The organism is Bacillus cereus group sp. BfR-BA-01430 (genome assembly GCF_022663115.1).
Classification (GTDB): Bacteria; Bacillota; Bacilli; order Bacillales; family Bacillaceae_G; genus Bacillus_A; species Bacillus_A cereus_BD.
This window is the reverse complement of the sequence record NZ_JAKUEW010000005.1, coordinates 147,001-165,786: the sequence shown is the minus strand read 5'-3', so window position 1 is coordinate 165,786 and position 18,786 is coordinate 147,001. Positions and strand designations below refer to the sequence as shown.

Here is an 18,786-nt window from a genome sequence, read left to right as displayed (position 1 = left end):
TGAATTCGCCTCTATTTCTTAATAACGCTCTCAGCAATATTTGTATTCACAAGCGCTTGATATGGAACTTCTTTTTGTAATTCGCCAGCTTCTTTCATGATTGCTTGTAGCTGTGCCCATTCTTTCTCATCTAATAAAGGATTCGTTGCATAAGAATGTTGTTTTTTATAGCGCTCAATGACTTTTACAGTAATATCTTTTGAAGTATCTTGAAAAAGAGGAGTAACAACATCGGCTATTTCTTCTGGTGTGTGTGTGTCAACCCATTGCTGTGCTTTATATAAGGCGCGTGTAAACTTTTCAGCTGCGGCTTTATCTTTCTCCAAAAAGCTTTTCTTTGCCATAAATGTTGTGTAAGGAACAGTTCCTGATTCTGCTCCAAAAGAAGCGACGATATATCCTTTTCCTTCTTTTTCAAAAATGCTTGCTGTTGGTTCAAACAGTTGAACAAATTCTCCTGTACCAGATGCAAAAGCATTTGCGATATTTGCAAATTCAATATTTTGAATAAGATTCGTATCTTTATGCGGATCGATGCCGTTCTTCTTCAAAACGTATTCCCCGACCATTTGTGGCATACCGCCTTTACGTTGCCCTAGGAAAGTGACATTTTTTACATCATTCCAATTAAAAGAATCTAACTTTTTACGTGATACTAAAAAAGTTCCATCGGTTTGTGTAAGCTGAGCAAAGTTAATAATCGGATCTTTAGCTCCTTGCTGGTGAACGTAAATGGATGTTTCAGACCCGACAAGTGCAATATCAATTCCGCCAGATAATAAGGCAGTCATCGTTTTATCGCCACCTGCTGTTGTTTGTAAATCAATATCTAGTCCTTCCTCTTTAAAAAAACCTTTTTCTATACCGACATATAACGGTGCATAAAAAAGAGAATGTGTTACTTCGCCAATTCTAATTTTTTGCGTTTGTTGCTTTGTATGTTCCGTTTTGCTGCAAGCGACAAACGTTATAACAGTAAGGACAAGTATACAGAAAACCGCTAACAATTTTTTCAATAAAAAACACCTCCTAGAAATCACTCTACTGTCATGATATGTAGGTAAGTGCCTAGATGTGAGTAGATATAGGAAGAATTTTTTCGTTCGTTTCGTGATGAAAAAATGAGAGGGGCGAATGTATATAGAGCGTAGAATGAAATGTTAGGGTTTTTCGGCAAAAAACGACAAATCTGTATCCGTATATTTGTTATTCTAAATAAGTTCGTTATTTATATATAGGAAGATTTTAATGGAAAAGAAATTATTTTTACTATTATTTATGAGTTTCATTGTAATTATTTTAACTGCATGCCAGGGTGTCCATGGTTCTGAAAAGAAGGAAGCACAAGAAAAGGAGCAGCTAGATGAGAAGAAGATAGAAGGAGATACAAAAGTTATAGAAGAAAAGCGCAAACAAGAGGAGCAGCGTATAGAAGAGGAAAAGCGCAAACAAGAAGAGCAACAACATATAGAAGAAGAAAGGCGCAAGCAAGAGGAACAATAACAGCAGTCTACACAGGTACGGGGAGGGAAACCGACAAGATCACAAATTTCGATTGGAACTCATGTGGAAATTATATTGGATAAGTACCACCGTCGTACACGTGTCAGTGGTACTGTGAAAGATATTTTAACTCATACGGAAACGCATCCGTATGGTATTAAAGTGCGTTTACAAGATGGACAAATTGGTCGCGTTCAAAGTATAGGTTGATAAGAGAGAGGTTATCTATTCTTGCGGATAACTTCTGTTTGTTATGGGGGACAGCGCGTAAAAGTGAATTTGAAAAGATATAGGTATATAATTGAATTCAAAAGGTTGTCCTTTTTATTTGGACAACCTTTTGAATTAAGTGCGTTTTACTTTGAAAAACGGAAGCTTTGTTGCAATATAAATAAGTCCATATGCAAGAATTAAACACATAAGCGGGTTAATGAAAAATCCATAGCGATTAATTGCTAGGAATAAATTTGAGAAGATGATGTAAATAATAGAGCTTGCTACTAACATCATAACGCGCTTATGTTTAAATGAGTTCAGCATGAAGCAGAAACTGCTTAAGAATGTACCGATAATAAAGACTCTATGACAAAGTTGGATAAAATGATGGATGCGATATTGGTCTACAGCAGGGGCTGTTTTAAATAACTCGATTGTTTTTCCGACAGTAAACCAAGAGAACCAATATGTGAAATCTGTCTTAAATCCATTTTTAATGAGTTCTTTCGCGTATTCACCTTTATCAGTGAGTCCTTTTGCTTTCATTTCATTTACAACGTTTTCGTAGCCGATTTTATTGAATGGATCAGCACCTGCAATCAATGGATCAGCGCTTTGTGTTGAGAACAAAATAAATTTATGGAATGCCAAATAGTTGCGAAATACCCATGCACCAATAATAAAGAATGGTCCAATAAACCATAGTAGTCCAATTCGAATGGAATCTTTGATTCCATATGTGAACAAGACAACAAGAACCGGAATGAGTAACATTGGAGCTGGGTTTGGACGAATCATGAGTAACATAGATACGACGATTCCAAACCAAATATGGAATTTTGTTTTATTGTACTTCCAAGCAAGAATAAATATATATACACTTAAACATAAAAAGAATATGGAAGGAACTTCTGTTAATAATGTACGGAAGTATGTATAGTTACTTGGATAAATTGCGTATAAAATACTTGCAACAATTCCATAAATATTTTTTTCAAATAATTCTTTTCCGATTAAAAATACTAAGAGCACTGTACCAAGATTAAGTAGCATATTGATAACAGTTGCTACGTAGTAGTAAGGAAGGTGTGTTACATCAGAAATAATCATTGCGCCCGCTAATAATAACGGTTGACCAGGTGTGATATATGCATTTTTTCCAGGTACCTCGCTTGGTTCTAAATACACATAACCAAATACACCGTGTTTTAATAACTGTTCGGCTGTTAACGAATAGTTAAATGCATCATTCGCGCCATATGTTACTTTTACTAACTCTCCATCAAGTCCTGGTTGTTTTACTAAACAAAAAATATGCAGAAGGAAAGAAAGCGTTAAAATTACATATACCGCTTTAGGCAAACTTTTAAATTTGGCTAACAAAAATAAGCATCTCCTTTTTTGTTTCTTTCTTTATTTATTTCGTGATAAAGTCCTAATCTCATTAAGCCTATCCAAAACATAATTGCATTATATCATAAAGTAAAAATTACATCAGTGGGGAGTTTACAATAATATCCTATAAAGTAAAACTTGTGGAGGAATTTATCTTACATCCATTATGAGTCCTCATCAATCGAGCTGCTACGGCCTTAAAATAGTGGGATAAAATGAAATACTTTACTTATTTGTGCAAACAAAACGGTGAAATGAAAAATTCTAATGATAATTTTGGGGTATGATGAAGACTTCATGTGTATAATAGAAGAAAGTGTACGGGCTCATAGCCTGAAATATAATACATTTTATTATGAAGAGAATGGTTCTTACTGATGCGGGGTGAAATCAATTGTAAGAAAAGAGGGAGAACATTGAAGTATGAGTTTTCACTTCAGCAACCGAGAAAGCATACGAATACATTGATTTCTATTATTCATAGCGGAATGTGGGCATTATTATTGGTAACATTCCTATTTATGACTTTAAAATTTTTTGAATTCGATAAAGGAAAGGAGTTTTTGAATGAAAAAATTCCTTTCACCATGGTGACGATTAGTCTATGGATTGGGCTATTATATGTCATACGTACAAGAAATAAAGAACGAAATGGAATCATGCAAATGATTCAACTGTATGGATACCTCTTTTTGGTAGCGCATACAATTTGTTTAGCTTTTTTAGCTATACAAAGCAATTTTGATATACTGTATGTATTTAGTTGGATATATTGGCATATTGGACATTTTCTATTGAGTGTAATTGTTGTTTATGCCATATATATTTTTGTATACCACCTGCTTGGAAACCTATTTTTGAGCACTGTTTTGACAAGTTGTTCGTTAATTACGTTTGCGATTGTAAATTACTTAAAAAACTTGTTTAGAGGTGAACCTCTTTATCCTGCTGACTTTACGCAAATTGTCCATTTAAAGTCCGTCATTCCAATGGTATTAGAACCTTTAGAATGGAAATATGTGTTGCTAGGAGTTATCTGTATTGTATTAAGTATTCTATTGCTCTTATATATTCGAAAACATATGGAACCAGTCAAAGTACATGTTAGCATGAGGCTTTTTGGAATCGTTGCTTCTATTTTTATTTTGTATGTGTACAGTAATTATACTGATACATTTATGAGCAAACTGTTTCAAAAGTGGGGCGTAGAATTTATTTTATGGAATCAAAATGAAAATTATGCAAATAATGGTTTTGTACTAGGTTTTATAAGTAATTTAGATACAACAGTTATGGAAGAGCCAAAAGGGTATTCCAAAGAGAAAATGGTTCAAATTGCGAATGATATAAAGAAAAAGTATGGAGAGAATATGGGGGAACAAAACAATAAGGAGAAGCCGAATGTTATATATATTATGAGTGAGGCTTTTTGGGATCCAACGAAATTGATGAATTTATCATTTAGTGAAGATCCAATCCCTCATTTACATCATTACATAGAGAGCTTTCCAGGAGGACAAACAATTTCTCCTACATTTGGAGGAAATACAGCGAATACGGAATTTGAAGCATTGACAAGTTATTCGATGAGCTTTTTGAAGCCTGGATCGATACCGTACCAACAAGCCATTACAAATCAAAATGAAATTCCGTCTATTGTAAGTAGTTTGAAGAAAGAGGGGTATTATGCAACGGCAATTCATAGTTATGGTCGGAATTTCTTTAAACGAGATACAGTATATCATGTGTTAGGATTTGATACATTTCATGCAGAAGATACGATGAAATATACAGACATTGACGGAGATTATATTAGTGACATATCCATGAGCAAAGAGATAATAGAGGAATTAAAGCGTAGGACACAACCTACATTTATTCATGCTGTAACGATGCAAAATCATTTTCCATTTACTCCAGGAAGATTTGGAGAAAATAGAACGGAAATACATGGTTTAACAGAGGATGCGTCTAAAGCGGAATTAGAGACCTATACGGAAGGAATACGACGTTCTGATGAAGCATTGCAATATTTAATAGAAGAACTAGATAAGTTGGGCAAACCAACTATATTAGTCTTCTTCGGAGATCATCTCCCATCATTAGGAACCAATAAATCCCTTTATAAAGAGGCTGGGTATATTGAGAATGAAACATCCGTTAAGGAACGGCTAGCAATGGCTGAAACACCGTTATTACTATATGCTAACTTTAACTTACCAAATGACAATTTAGGACGAGTTAGTCCGGTTTATTTTTCTAATCTTGTGTTTGATTATACGGAGCTGAAGAAACCACCGTTTTATCAATTTTTATCTAAGTTATATAAAGAAATACCAGTTTTAAAGGACGAATTAAAAGTGAATCAAAATGGAACAAATATTAACACATTAACAAGTAAACAAAAGGAAATGTTAGAACAATATAAATTAATTCAGTATGACTTATTAATAGGCAAACAATATAGTAAAGAAATCATCTTTTAAATGACATGCGTAAAAAAAGAACTTGTAGCGAGCTACAAGTTCTTTTTTCGTATATTCAGAACGGGGGTATAACTAGACAAGCTAAGTCAATTAGGGAGTATTACTTATACATTTATTATAAATTGAATTGTGAAGAGTGTATCGTGTGATTTGTGAGAATTATGTGAATTTTAAACAAAAGTTTTTTACTTGTAATAAAAAGATAGATGAAGAACTTCCTTTCTAAATTATGAATTTCAATTTTTGTAAAGAACATTAAAAAAGAAGATAGACGATTTTCAGAAGATGATTCTGATATTGAACAGGGAACCTTTTTTTGTTGCCTTTTTACAAATGCAATATAATAAAATTCCCTTTGTAAAAAGGAGTTTTTATTATATGAAAATAAAATAATTAATTGTAGTATATTACTTGTACTGATACTTAGTAGCTTTAATAAAGACTAAAGCTACTTCGTATGATATGTTTCATTTTACATTTATAGGGTAATTTTAATCTGTTTGAACTTTTTAATCGTATATTAAGATGAAAGGATGATAGTTATAATGAAAAATCTAGAACAATACAGAGGTTTTGCAGATAAGTTAGAGGATTTTGCAGATAAATTAAAAATTATGGCACATCCGGATCGTTTAAGAATATTGAATCTATTAATGAAGGGTGATTCAAAAAATGGAAAGCAAATTTATAAAGAGCTTAATATGGCACAATCGACACTATCACAGCATTTAACAAAATTAAGAATGCATCAATTAATATATGGAAAAAGAAAAGGAGTAGAAGTTTACTACGATATCAATGATAGTTTAGTATGTAAAGTTATAGGGATTTTAAATGAAGACACTTCTAAGAAAAAGGCAGTATAGTGTAAAGATAGTTTTCGTTTATCCCGCTATTTTAAGGCAGTAAGACTTCCACCTTAAGATGATAGGTGGAAGTAGATCCGTCAGTCAGAGGGGGATAAAGAAAACCCTTCTCTGATTAAGTTTCATTTTATAAGAAATATATATGATTATATATTTCTTGTTTCATAAATAAATAATGTGTTATTTAAGAGAAGGGGGTATCAAACACGAAATAAATAACATATTTCGTGTAACAATGATGATAAAAAAGAAGATTTTTAATGTTTTAGCGATGACAGTAGTACTTCAGGGAGGAATGACCGCAACACCTGCATTTGCAGCTTCAGTTTCTCCTGTAAAACAATTAGGTGAAGCAACATCTTATGATATACAGGCACTAAAAAGTATAGAGGAACATATGAAAGATGAAGATGGAAAAGGTGAAAAAATAGAAGAAAATGGTGAAATAAAAGGTGATTTTCTTGTATATATTCCGAAAGAAATGCCTATATATTCTTCTTATGATTTAAATACTCCAATTATACATCAAGTATCTCAACAAGTAGTAAAAGCAACTAAGAAAAAAGAAAACTGGTATTATATTGAAACGGATTCTATAAAAGGTTGGGTACAAAATAAAGAGAATGTTCTTGAAGAACGAGAAGTATATTCTTTACCGAAAGATACAAAAAAATTACAAATTACAGAAGTAACATCTGTATATTCAGCACCATTTCATGCATTCAAAGAGAATGATGTTTTACAACCTCAATCCGTTGAGGCGATTACACAAGCTGGAGAATGGTTTCAAATTCAAACATCTAATGGGATAAAGTGGATTCATTCGTCATCTGCGAAATTTGAAGGAACAAAGGCCTCCCTTATTCAATCTACAGTCAACCATAAAGGAGATGCTTCTATTCGATACGCGCCATCAAACTTAAATGTGAGTAATATATATGGTGTGAAGTTTACTGAATGGATTGTTCCAAAAGGAAATCCCGACATTCGCCCGGGTTATGCAATGGACCCTCGTTATATTACAATTCATGAAACTGCTAATAAAAGAGACGGTGCGAATGCAAAAAGTCATGCTGAATATTTGATGAATCAAGCGACGGGAAGTACAAGTCGTAGTGCGTCATGGCATTTTACAGTAGATGACAAAGAGATTTATCAGCACCTTCCGTTAAATGAAAATGGTTGGCATGCCGGAGATACATCAAATGGAACAGGTAATAGACAATCCATTGGGATTGAGATTGCTGTAAATCAGGATGGGAATTATGATAAAGCGGTAGAAAATGCCCGCAAATTGACAGCTTATTTAATGCACGAATTAAATATTCCGTTAGACAATGTAAAGAAACATCAACACTGGAATGGGAAAAATTGTCCAGCAAAAATAATTGAGCGTGGTACATGGCCAGCCTTTTTAAATGGTGCGAAAAGTTATTATGAAAAAAATAAGCCCGCTGCAATCTCACATAAAGAAGAGATTCACCGAAAAGATGATATTTCTGGAAAATGGTATGAACACGAAATTCGTGAGCTTGCGAAAAAAGGCATTATGGCGGGAGACGGAAAAGGTTCGTATTGGCCAGATCGTCTTGTAACACGTGCAGAATTTGCAACATTAATTGCGCGAGCATTACAATTACCAGAGGGAACATCGAATTTTAAGGATCTTGGTTTAGCTCATCCATCATTAGTTGATGGCATAAACCGAGCAGCAGCAGCTGGTATCATTCATGGACGAGGCAATGGTATATTTGCCCCAAACGATACGATTACGCGTGAAGAAGTAGTCATTATGGTAGATCGTGCCTTGCAAAGTAAAGGAATTACTGGAGTATTAAAAGAAGCTCCATTTATAGACCAAGATGCAGCCTATGATAAAAAAGCGCTGCAACGTGTATATGGATTAGGAATTGTGAAAGGGAATGATCGAAATCAATTCTTGCCAAAAGGAACGGCGAGTCGCGCGGAAGCAGCAGCATTTTTAAATCGTATGTTACGTGTAATGGATAAAAAGCTAGAAGAAAATACGAAGCACAATATTACTGCTAAATCATATGTAGAGTTAGATTTAACATTAGCTTCCAATATTACTGGTAAAGAAATTGATAACTTTATTGCAAAATACCATCCTGATAGCCCATTAGTAGGACATGGACAAGACTTTATTGAGGCGCAAGATAACCATGGTGTGAATGCATTATATTTAGCTGCACATGCTATTTTAGAATCGGGTTATGGAAAATCTGAAATTGCATATCGGAAACACAACTTATTTGGATTACGTGCATATGATTGGGATCCATTTGGAAATGCGAAATATTTACAAAGTTATGGAGAAAGTATTGCTTATAATGCAAATTATGTACGTGTGCGTTATTTGGAAAAAACAGGAATGTATTATAATGGTCCAACGTTAACTGGTATGAATGTTAAGTATGCAACAGATAAAGGATGGGCTCCTAAAATTGCAAATATTATGGAGCGTATTAAGCCTTTCAAGGTAGAAGATTATATGTATGCAAAAAGACTTTCAAAAAATCCAAATACATTAAATATTGATGCGTTACCAGCAACAATTCCATATAAGTCATATCCAGCTGGGACAAAAGCTACGGTAAAATCATCAGCACAGTATTATCAAATACCATTTCCATTCAATGGTAAAATTAGAAGTGAAAATATTACTCCAGAACAAAATAAAGTGGGTAGATTGTCTACTGGATTGAGTGTAAATATTTATCGTGAAGATCCAAATGGATGGATTGAGTTTTCGTTTGATAATAGCAATCAAAAATATTGGACAGAAAAACACAATTTAAATTTATCATATAAATAGTTTAATAGTATGAAAAAAGCAGATTGAACCTTTCAATCTGCTTTTTTAACGTCACGCATGAATAGGAAAGTTGTAGATATGGAGACAAAAGAAAAAACGGTATAAAGGCTCGCTTTTTTGCAAAAGAAAGGGAGAATCTCTATATAAGAGTGGTTAAATTCTTTTTGACGTCATTCTACATAAAACAAAAAGAAGAAAAGAAGTATAGATTTCCTTTTGTTAAAGGAACTTATTCGCATTGTGTAAATCGTACCTATATAAGAAAATAATAAAGAACATTTAAGTATGTGTTGTTGCCGATGAAAATTTCTTATTTAGAAACTACCAATCCAAACTCATCACGTCTAAAAAGAAGGATCTTTTTAGACGTGATGATGTATGAGTGTAAAATGAGTTTGCTAGTTTTACACTCATACACCGTGATTCTATTGGTAATAACAATACACATTTTACTTATAAAGTGTAGCCTGTTCTTTTTAGAGAAGATGTAACAATGATAAGCTTCTCTTAAAGAAACAGCTTTCTGTATGAAAACAACAAGATAAAGAGGAGTGGTAGTAAGAATGAAGACAAATAAAAAAAATTATGTCGCAATGACTTGTAAAACATTGATTGCACTCAACGTTTTATGGGCTCCATTTATCAGCGGAACCTTTGAGGTAGCGAAAGTTGCGGCAGAATCAGTAGAAAATATAGAAACAACATTAGAAGAGCGAACTTTTCTTTTGAAAGGAAAGGGAAATGTCGATCAATTTGCAGATATGCATAAGCGTGCCTTTGCATTCAGCCCATTTGAGCCAACAGGTTTATGTGCGAAACCAAGGGAAGAAGTAGTCATACATGTTGAAGGGAATCAAAATATTGAAGCTTATTTAGGTACGCATTCTTATGATGGGGAGTCTGTCAAACGGGATTTAAAGCCTGGAAAAAATGTGATTAGCTCTTTTAGAGGTGGAAATTTATATCTTGCAAATCCTAATCCTACAGGAGAGGTAAAAGTAACGGTATTAAAAGGTGGAGTACGTATCCCATACTTTGAATTAGGAAAACATACGAAAGAAGATTGGGACGAAATGTTAGAGAAGTTTCCTGAAGCTTATGCTGTGGAATTAAAAGGAGAAAGAACTTTATTCACAGTGACATATAAAGCTGCTAAAAAATATTTAGGAGGAAAAGATCCTTCACCGTTATTGCGTAAGCATGATGAAGCGATCCGAATTCAAGATAAAATATCTGGAGTATCAGAGGAGTATACAGGTGTAGCGCAGGCTGATACACACTATGTTCATTTTGTTGAAGATTTTAATAAACACGATGGTTGGATGTATGCAACAAACTATCGAACGGGATATGTTTCCGGTGCTATGAAATATGTCTTAGATTTAGAAGCCTTTGAAAAAGATGGATGGGGACCGTGGCATGAAGCAGGGCATCAAAGGCAACAAACATGGAAATGGTCTGGTTTAACCGAGGTTACTGTAAATATTTATAGTATGGCAGTTCAGAGAGCATTTGGTAATCCTTCTCGCTTAGAAGAGGAAAAGAGATATGACGATGTATTTATTTATTTAATGAAACCACAATCAGAAAAAAACTATGATGAAATTGATAGTCTTTTTGTGAAGCTAGCGATGTTTTGGCAATTAGATTTAGCATTCGGTGAGCACTTCTATCCTAAGTTGCATCAAATGTATCGCTTATTGCCTGTAGAACAATTAGGGAATGGTTCTGATGAAGAGAAAAAACAATTGTTTATGACAATGGCATCTAAAGTTGCCAATCGTGATCTAACGCCTTTCTTTGAAATATGGGGATTAATACCATCAGAAGAAACAAAAAATAAGCTGAAGCTTTTACCGAAACTGCAAAAAGAAATATGGACAGGAAGAGATTTGCGGCCAGTTGTGGAAGAAAGAGTCTCAAAGTACCAGGTACCAATGGGAGGAATACCCGTTCCAACTACAGTTGATTTAGGAGCTATTGATGATATTGATGTAACAAAGCTTGTTACGAATCTTTCACCTAACACTTATTTGACTGGAAATAAAAGTATAGATATGAGGGAATTTGACTCAGCATCTGTAACTGCAACTGTCGAAATTGCTGATAAAGAGGGGAATAAGAATGCGGTTATTGTCCCTATAAACGTAACTTATGGGGATAGTATAGTCTTTCAAGGATTGAGTGATTGGAGTAGTGCAATTATCAGTATTTCTCATGCTAACCGTCAACTGAAAGCTATTACGACAGATGTAACTAAGACGATTCATTACCGTTTTCCAGAAACATACTATTCTTTCAAAGTATATGATAAAGATACGAAACAAGAAAAGCTTTCCGTATCGACAATCGGACAAGTGGAAGCGAAAGAATTCGTTAATAAAATACAAAATGTAAAGTTTAACTATGGAGATATAGTCGAAGTGTTCCATAGTGAGCCTAGCAGATTGCATGTATATCATAACAATGAAAAGGTGCCCCAAGATAAGCAAACAACGAAACAATATATTATTACACCAAAAGGATTTCAAGATCCTCAAGATGTAGATTTAGAAGTTATAGATAGCAAAGAAAAAGAGAAGAAAGACGAGCCTGAAGTTATAGATAACAAAGAAAAAGAAAAGAAAGACAAGCCTGAAGTTATAGATAACAAAGAAAAAGAGAAGAAAGACAAGCCTGAAGTTATAGATAATACGCAAAAAGAGAAGAAAGACGAGCCCGAAGTTATAGATAACACACAAAATGAGAAAAAAGATGATATTTCTGGAAAATGGTATGAACACGAAATTCGTGAGCTTGCGAAAAAAGGCATTATGGCGGGAGACGGAAAAGGTTCGTATTGGCCAGATCGTCTTGTAACACGTGCAGAATTTGCAACATTAATTGCGCGAGCATTACAATTACCAGAGGGAACATCGAATTTTAAGGATCTTGGTTTAGCTCATCCATCATTAGTTGATGGCATAAACCGAGCAGCAGCAGCTGGTATCATTCATGGACGAGGCAATGGTATATTTGCCCCAAACGATACGATTACGCGTGAAGAAGTAGTCATTATGGTAGATCGTGCCTTGCAAAGTAAAGGAATTACTGGAGTATTAAAAGAAGCTCCATTTATAGACCAAGATGCAGCCTATGATAAAAAAGCGCTGCAACGTGTATATGGATTAGGAATTGTGAAAGGAAATGATCAAAATCAATTCTTGCCAAAAGGAACAGCGAGTCGCGCGGAAGCAGCAGCATTTTTAAATCGTATGTTAAGAGTTATGAACGAAGAAAAATAATCAATTAAAGAAAACGGCACCTCTTTGTATGAGGGGGCCGTTTTGTTTTTTATATATGATAAATGTAAAGATGACGAGAATGATGCCAAGTAGTGTCGATAACAAAATATTGATATCCTTATTCGTAAAATATGAATCAAACTATAACTCTGGAGCAACCTAAAAACGATGATAGGCAAGTAGATTGCCACCAATTCATAAAATGAGCGGGACAGCAAAAGCGAGTATAATGTACTATGTTTTTCTATAAAAAACCTTTCTTTAACAAAAAGAAAAATGATTCGTTCTTTAAAAGAAAAAATCCGATAAGTTCGTGAAGCATTTCAAGAAATTGATTATATATGAAAAATAAACAGAGCGAAGATGGCTTGTGAAAAGCTAGAGTATATATTTTGATAAAGTTTTTGTAGCTAGTTTGGAAAAATTCCAAAATTCCTTTAGAATATAACTGAAGGTGATAACGATGGAAAAAGAAATTGAGCGCAAAATAAACTTATTAAATATTCTTGTGAAAGAAAAAAAGTGGTTCACACTTTTAGAATTGGAAAAACGGTTGACTTGTTCTAGTAAAACGATACGAAAAGATATAGTAGTGATTAATGATTTATTACCAACAAGCGCAACGATACATTCTAAAAAAGGAAAAGGTGTAAAGTTATCTTTACCTCAAGATCAATCAATTTCTGAGGTGATTTCGAAGCTTTTAAAACAGTCTCGAACGTTTTTAGTTCTTCAGCAGTTATTAGAAGAAAGTTCAAGCACAGTTACATCTTTATCAGAAAATTTATATCTGCCTATTTCTTCTACGAATACGGTGTTAAGAAGACTTGCCAGGTATATAAAGAAATTTGGCTTGTCTTTGCAAAAGAAACCGTTACAAATTATAGGGAATGAGTTTCAAATTATACTGATGTTTTCTGAACGTTATTTAGAAGCTTTTATAGAAGAAGAATGGCCTTTTCCAGAATATAAAGAAGAAGTGCTATTAAGTTATGTAGACTATATTGAAGAGAAACTAGGAATTCTATTTTATTCTAACGACCGAAGAAGATTAGTCTTTATTATGGCAATTCTTTTTAAGCGAATGAATCGAGGGCATAAAGTACAATTTAGTGAATGGGTTATTAAAAATACACTTGAATCTTTATATTACAAAAAAATATTTGAAGGGAAGCACATTATAAAGAGAGATGGAAACAGGCCTTTACATATTGAAGAACAAGTATTGTTAACTATCATCATTAAATTATCGAGTTATGTAAGTGAAAATGAAATAAATTCTAAAAAAGAAGAATTAATGCTTTATAAAGAAGGGAAAATACAAGCTTACGTTTATGTAAGAGAGTTTATTGATACTTTGGAGCAAGAATTACAAATGGATTTAGCTAGCCATGAAGATTTTGTATATGGAATGATTGAGTATTGTAGAAATACATTTCATATATTAAAATTCCTTCCTAGAATAAAAGCCCCAGAAAAAGATACGTGTAAATATATAAAGAAAAACTATAAAGAAACGTTTGATTTAGTAAAAAAAGCGTATATAAAATGGGGGAAACAATTGAAACTAACAGATATTCCTGATGAAGAAGTTGCAAAAGTAACTATGAGAATCGCAGCAATAGGAAAATTGCCTAATAAAAATAGAAAAAAAGCGTTACTTCTTACAGGAGAAGGAAAAAGCTGGGAAGAATATATGAAAAGCCGTATTAATAAACGGTATAGTGATCAACTAGAGTTTATAGAAGGGAAAAATAAAAGGGTGTTACAAGGAGATATGGAAGGAATAGATGTGGACTTTATTATTACAACTGTACCGTTAAATATAACTGGAAAATCTATTGTGCATGTATCGCCTATTCTGCAAGAGCGAGATTTTTATGAAATAGGAATTTTTGCAAATCAGGAATAATTGATTTTTTAATTGTATTTGAGCATAGAATGGATTGGATAAAAACCTTGCCTTTTTAGTAAAAGAGAGAATGAAGTTAGCCGCATGAATTTAAAAAGGTAAGGTTTTTATAAATCATCTCACTGCCCTAAAATAGTCAGATAAATAGATTTAAAATGTATAGCGTTGAGACGTCGGACAGGAGATTATAAGAAGTTACCAATAGAATAATAAAAGGATGTTAAAAGATATAAAGATAGGACGGATAAATATGTACGTAACTGTAACAGATACAGCTTATAAAAAAATTGTGGATACGATTCCAAACGAGACGAAATTTATGAAGTTATTTTATGATAACGAAGGATGCGGCTGTGTAATGAGTGGAATAATTGATTTAGTAGCTGTATCTGAAAAAGAGGAACGCGATGTAGATGTTGCGTCAAATAAATTAAAATTTATCGCAGATCATACAAAGCTTGTATTTATGGATGATAAATTGATTGTTGATTTGCATGAATCGGGTGAGTATTTTCAATTAAAGAGCCCGAGTCAATTTTATAATCCAAATATGAAACTTCATATTCGAGTGTAATGACTGAAGAGGGAGCAAAAGTATGCTCCTTTTTTTTATGAGATTTTTTAGATAATGAAATGTGAATCAGATTGAAATTTCTGTATAATCATTCTTATGGGGGAGATCAGAATGAAAAGATGGGGAATTGAATTATTAATTTTTAGCGTTGTGGTTATATGGGGCATTAATTATACGATTGCGAAATACGGGCTATTAGAATTTACAGCGATTGAATTTACAGCGCTTCGGATGATGGCAGCAGCGCCGCTGTTATTACTACTTACGTTTTATATTGAAAAGTCGCTCTATATAGAGAGAAGAGATATACCGAGGCTCATTATTGTCAGTGTTGTTGGCATTATACTGTATCAAACGTTATTTATGGAAACTGTAAAATACACATCTGCAACAAATGCTTCTTTACTCATTTCTATTTCACCTATTTTTACAACCCTATTTACAATTTCGCTTAAACAAGAGAATTTTTCCATTCAAAAATTAATCGGTTCTATTATAGCTTGTGCAGGTACAGTACTTGTGTTACTAGCGGGGCATTCATTTGCCAACTCGTTCTATGGAAATGGGATTGGGATTATTACTTCAATATGTTGGGGGCTTTATCCAGTATTAGCGGGACCGCTTATAAAAAAATATACAGCACTACGTGTAACAGCTTGGTCAGCGGTTGTTGGGGCGATTCCACTTTGTCTACTGAGTGGATGGCATGTCTTTTTATTACCATTTCAAATTGAAAAAGGAATGACATGGTTTGCGCTCTTATATTCTATTTTCTTTGTAACAGTATTTGGTTTGGTGATGTGGTATATAGGAGTTCAAAAAATCGGAGCATCCCATACGATGGTGTATATGTATATTACTCCACTTGTGGCAGTGTTATTTGCAGCATTATGGGCGAAAGAGCATATTTCTATTCAGCAAATCATTGGTGGATGTATTATTTTTCTCGGATTATGGTTTGTGAAATTTGAAAAGAGAGAATCACAGTCAATCGTATCAGAACATATATCAAAATAGGAAAACAGATCAATCGTGATCTGCTTTCCTATTTTTTTATTTTGGGAAGAAATATGAGAAAAAGAATAGCAGTAATAAGAGGAATTAAATGAAGAAACGGTATACGAAATAATGTGATAAGAATGATGCCAGGGAGAAGGACACCGAGAACAGCATAGAAGATACTGTGCTTTTTTGTGTACCAATATAAAGAAAGGCCAATAAGTGCTGGAACAATGAAATGAATAAGAGCCATTAAAAAATAGATCATCAGACGCCCCCTTTATTTATGTGCTTACTACATCATATCCATATGTTTATAGATTGATATCAACTTTTTGGGAAATGGACAGAAAAATGTTTGCAAAAACGTCACAAAATCTTTAGGACGAACAGTAGAAATCTTGTATAATATTATTTTCAAAAAGTATTTAAAAAACATAAATACAGTGTTTATGTTTTTTGTAAATATAACAAATGAAATGTGATGGTATGTAGATAGAAAGGAATAACAGTAAAGGAGCATAGTATGATTCGTATGTCATTAAGGGCGTTTAAAATTCAAATGTATTATTTACTAGGTATTATGCTACTAGGATGGACAATGACTCCATTTTCTGCACATTTTTTAGGTGTGGGGATCGGTCTATTAGTTAGTATGTATTGTGTTTGGATTTTAGGTAGACGCATTGAAAAGCTTGGGGATAGCATCGTAAAAAAAACAAAGGCACCGTCCCTTGGAATGTTTAACCGATTTGCAGCAGCGATACTTGGAGCGATGATTATGTATGAAATCGAACATCATATGGTAATGTGGGCGTTTGCTGTTGGGATTATGGGTGGTTACATCTTAATTGTCATTAACTTAGGGTATTACAGCATGAAAGATGAGTAGAAATAGATGATAAGTATAAAACATTCCTTCTCCAAAAGAAGTGAGACACTCTGTTTCGTTTTTGAAGGTAGGATTTCATATAAAGAAAGAAGCTTACGTTTTTTATCGTAAGCTTCTTTTTTATTGTAAGTATGTGTAATCGATAAAGTCGCATTGGGTTTTGTCGGTGAGTACGCGTAGCTTTATTTTGGATTACAACATACTTATTCATATGAGTAAGGGTCATTCTTAAGCAGTTGGACCGCCAAGATTGATAATATCTTGTGAGGCATTATCGAATTTCTTGAAGTTTTCTTTAAATTGATTAGCAAGTTCAATTGCTTTTTGTTTATAAGCAGCTTGATCAGCCCATGTTTGTTCAGGCATTAATACTTCATCAGGTACACCTGGTACATGAAGTGGAACATCTAGACCGAAGATGTCATGTTTTACGGTTTCTACTTTATCAAGTTCACCGTTTAATGCAGCTTGAACCATTGCTCGAGTATAAGCTAAATTCATACGCTTTCCAACGCCGTATTCGCCGCCAGTCCAACCAGTATTTACTAAGAATACTTTTGCATCGTGTTTTTCAATTTTTTCACCAAGCATTTCTGCATAGCGTGACGCATCAAGCGGTAAGAATGGTGAACCGAAGCAAGTAGAGAATGTAGCTTGCGGCGATGTAACACCGCGTTCAGTTCCTGCTAGTTTACTAGTGTAACCGCTTAAGAAATGATACATAGCTTGTTCTTTTGATAACTTACTGATTGGTGGTAATACACCAGATGCATCAGCAGTTAAGAAAATAATAGTATTTGGATGTCCTGCAACACTTGGTAGAACGATATTATCAATCGCATCTATTGGATATGCAGCACGTGTATTTTCAGTTAACGCTGTATCGCTATAGTCTGCAACGCGTGTTTTATTGTCAACTATAACATTTTCTAATACGGATCCGAATTTAATAGCATCAAAGATTTGTGGTTCTTTTTCATGAGAAAGATTAATGCATTTTGCGTAGCAACCGCCTTCAATATTGAATACGCCATTATCAGACCATCCATGTTCATCATCACCAATTAATTTTCGATGTGGATCAGCTGATAAAGTTGTTTTACCTGTTCCAGATAAACCGAAGAATAATGCTACGTCGCCTTCTTCACCTACGTTAGCAGAACAATGCATAGAAAGAATATCTTGTTCAGGAAGTAAGAAGTTCATGATCGAGAAAATCGATTTCTTCATTTCTCCAGCGTATTCAGTACCACCAATTAGCACAATGCGTTTTTCAAATGAAACAATAATGAATGCTTCAGAGTTTGTGCCATCAACCGCTGGATCTGCTTTAAAGTTTGGTGCAGAAACAATTGTGAATGGTGCATTATGATTTGCTAATTCCTCTTCAGTTGGACGAATAAATAATTGATGAACGAATAAATTGTGCCATGCATATTCGTTTACAACTTGAATTGGTAGGCGATAGTTACGATCAGCGCCAGCGAATCCTTTAAATACAAATAGTTCTTCTTTTTCCTTTAAGTACTCTAATACTTTTGTATATAATTTATGAAAACGATCTTCAGAAATCGGCTGATTTACAGGTCCCCAAGCAATTTTATTTGCAACCGATGGTTCTTTCACGATAAATTTATCTTTAGGAGAACGTCCTGTATATTTTCCTGTTGAAGCAGAAACAGCACCTGTAGAAGTTAGTTTTCCTTCATTTCTCATCAGTACTTTTTCCACTAACTGCGGAACGCTTAGTTGAATCTGTGCATTGCTTCCGTTCAGTAATTCATGTAATCCAATTTGGACATTCACAGTACTCATAGTTTATA

General features: G+C 33.8%; 12 protein-coding genes and 2 pseudogenes. 10 read left to right on the top strand and 4 right to left on the bottom strand.

Annotation, left to right across the window (positions count from 1 at the left end; translation table 11 throughout):
* Positions 1-11: 11 nt before the first annotated feature.
* A complete protein-coding gene (locus tag MR058_RS11990; protein ID WP_242144232.1) occupies positions 12-1,016 on the bottom strand; it encodes an ABC transporter substrate-binding protein in 1,005 nt (334 codons plus the stop codon).
* Positions 1,017-1,248: 232 nt separating this feature from the next.
* On the opposite strand from MR058_RS11990, the pseudogene MR058_RS11985 reads away from it, so the two are divergent.
* Positions 1,249-1,713: pseudogene (locus tag MR058_RS11985) on the top strand (YwbE family protein).
* A 135-nt stretch (positions 1,714-1,848) separates the two neighbouring features.
* On the opposite strand, the gene MR058_RS11980 reads toward MR058_RS11985, so the two are convergent.
* Positions 1,849-3,102: an ArnT family glycosyltransferase gene (locus tag MR058_RS11980; RefSeq protein WP_242144231.1), complete on the bottom strand. Its 1,254-nt coding sequence runs from the start codon at positions 3,100-3,102 to the stop codon at positions 1,849-1,851.
* Between the two features lie 428 nt (positions 3,103-3,530).
* Between MR058_RS11980 and MR058_RS11975 the strand changes: the two genes are divergently transcribed.
* The 8 genes and pseudogenes from MR058_RS11975 (at position 3,531) to MR058_RS11945 (ending at position 16,089) form a co-directional block, all read left to right on the top strand.
* Entirely contained in the window at positions 3,531-5,600 is a 2,070-nt protein-coding gene (locus MR058_RS11975; RefSeq protein ID WP_242144230.1) for an LTA synthase family protein, read from the top strand.
* A 545-nt stretch (positions 5,601-6,145) separates the two neighbouring features.
* Positions 6,146-6,466, top strand: a complete 321-nt coding sequence (locus tag MR058_RS11970) for an ArsR/SmtB family transcription factor (RefSeq protein WP_242144229.1) — start codon at positions 6,146-6,148, stop codon at positions 6,464-6,466.
* 241 nt (positions 6,467-6,707) lie between these two features.
* Positions 6,708-8,480: pseudogene (locus MR058_RS23870) on the top strand (S-layer homology domain-containing protein); the annotation flags it as partial.
* The gene (locus MR058_RS23865; protein WP_472927011.1) at positions 8,457-9,302 is read left to right on the top strand and encodes an N-acetylglucosaminidase; all 846 of its coding nucleotides are present in this window, start codon (positions 8,457-8,459) and stop codon (positions 9,300-9,302) included. The pseudogene MR058_RS23870 and the gene MR058_RS23865, both read left to right, overlap by 24 nt.
* A 563-nt stretch (positions 9,303-9,865) precedes the next feature.
* A complete protein-coding gene (locus MR058_RS11960; RefSeq protein WP_242144228.1) occupies positions 9,866-12,586 on the top strand; it encodes a M60 family metallopeptidase in 2,721 nt (906 codons plus the stop codon).
* A gap of 463 nt (positions 12,587-13,049) precedes the next feature.
* Positions 13,050-14,498, top strand: coding sequence for a BglG family transcription antiterminator (locus MR058_RS11955; protein ID WP_242144227.1), 1,449 nt, complete (start codon positions 13,050-13,052; stop codon positions 14,496-14,498).
* 250 nt (positions 14,499-14,748) lie between these two features.
* Positions 14,749-15,072: an iron-sulfur cluster biosynthesis family protein gene (locus MR058_RS11950; RefSeq protein ID WP_242144226.1), complete on the top strand. Its 324-nt coding sequence runs from the start codon at positions 14,749-14,751 to the stop codon at positions 15,070-15,072.
* Between the two features lie 111 nt (positions 15,073-15,183).
* Positions 15,184-16,089: a DMT family transporter gene (locus MR058_RS11945; protein WP_242144225.1), complete on the top strand. Its 906-nt coding sequence runs from the start codon at positions 15,184-15,186 to the stop codon at positions 16,087-16,089.
* A gap of 28 nt (positions 16,090-16,117) precedes the next feature.
* Here the strand turns inward: MR058_RS11945 and MR058_RS11940 are convergent, their stop codons facing one another.
* The gene (locus MR058_RS11940) at positions 16,118-16,339 is read right to left on the bottom strand and encodes a hypothetical protein (protein ID WP_242144224.1); all 222 of its coding nucleotides are present in this window, start codon (positions 16,337-16,339) and stop codon (positions 16,118-16,120) included.
* A 258-nt stretch (positions 16,340-16,597) separates the two neighbouring features.
* On the opposite strand from MR058_RS11940, the gene MR058_RS11935 reads away from it, so the two are divergent.
* A complete protein-coding gene (locus tag MR058_RS11935; protein WP_242144223.1) occupies positions 16,598-16,963 on the top strand; it encodes an ATP synthase subunit I in 366 nt (121 codons plus the stop codon).
* Positions 16,964-17,191: 228 nt separating this feature from the next.
* Here MR058_RS11935 and pckA read toward each other — a convergent pair whose 3' ends face one another.
* A complete protein-coding gene (pckA, locus tag MR058_RS11930; RefSeq protein WP_242144222.1) occupies positions 17,192-18,778 on the bottom strand; it encodes a phosphoenolpyruvate carboxykinase (ATP) in 1,587 nt (528 codons plus the stop codon).
* Positions 18,779-18,786 lie beyond the last annotated feature (8 nt).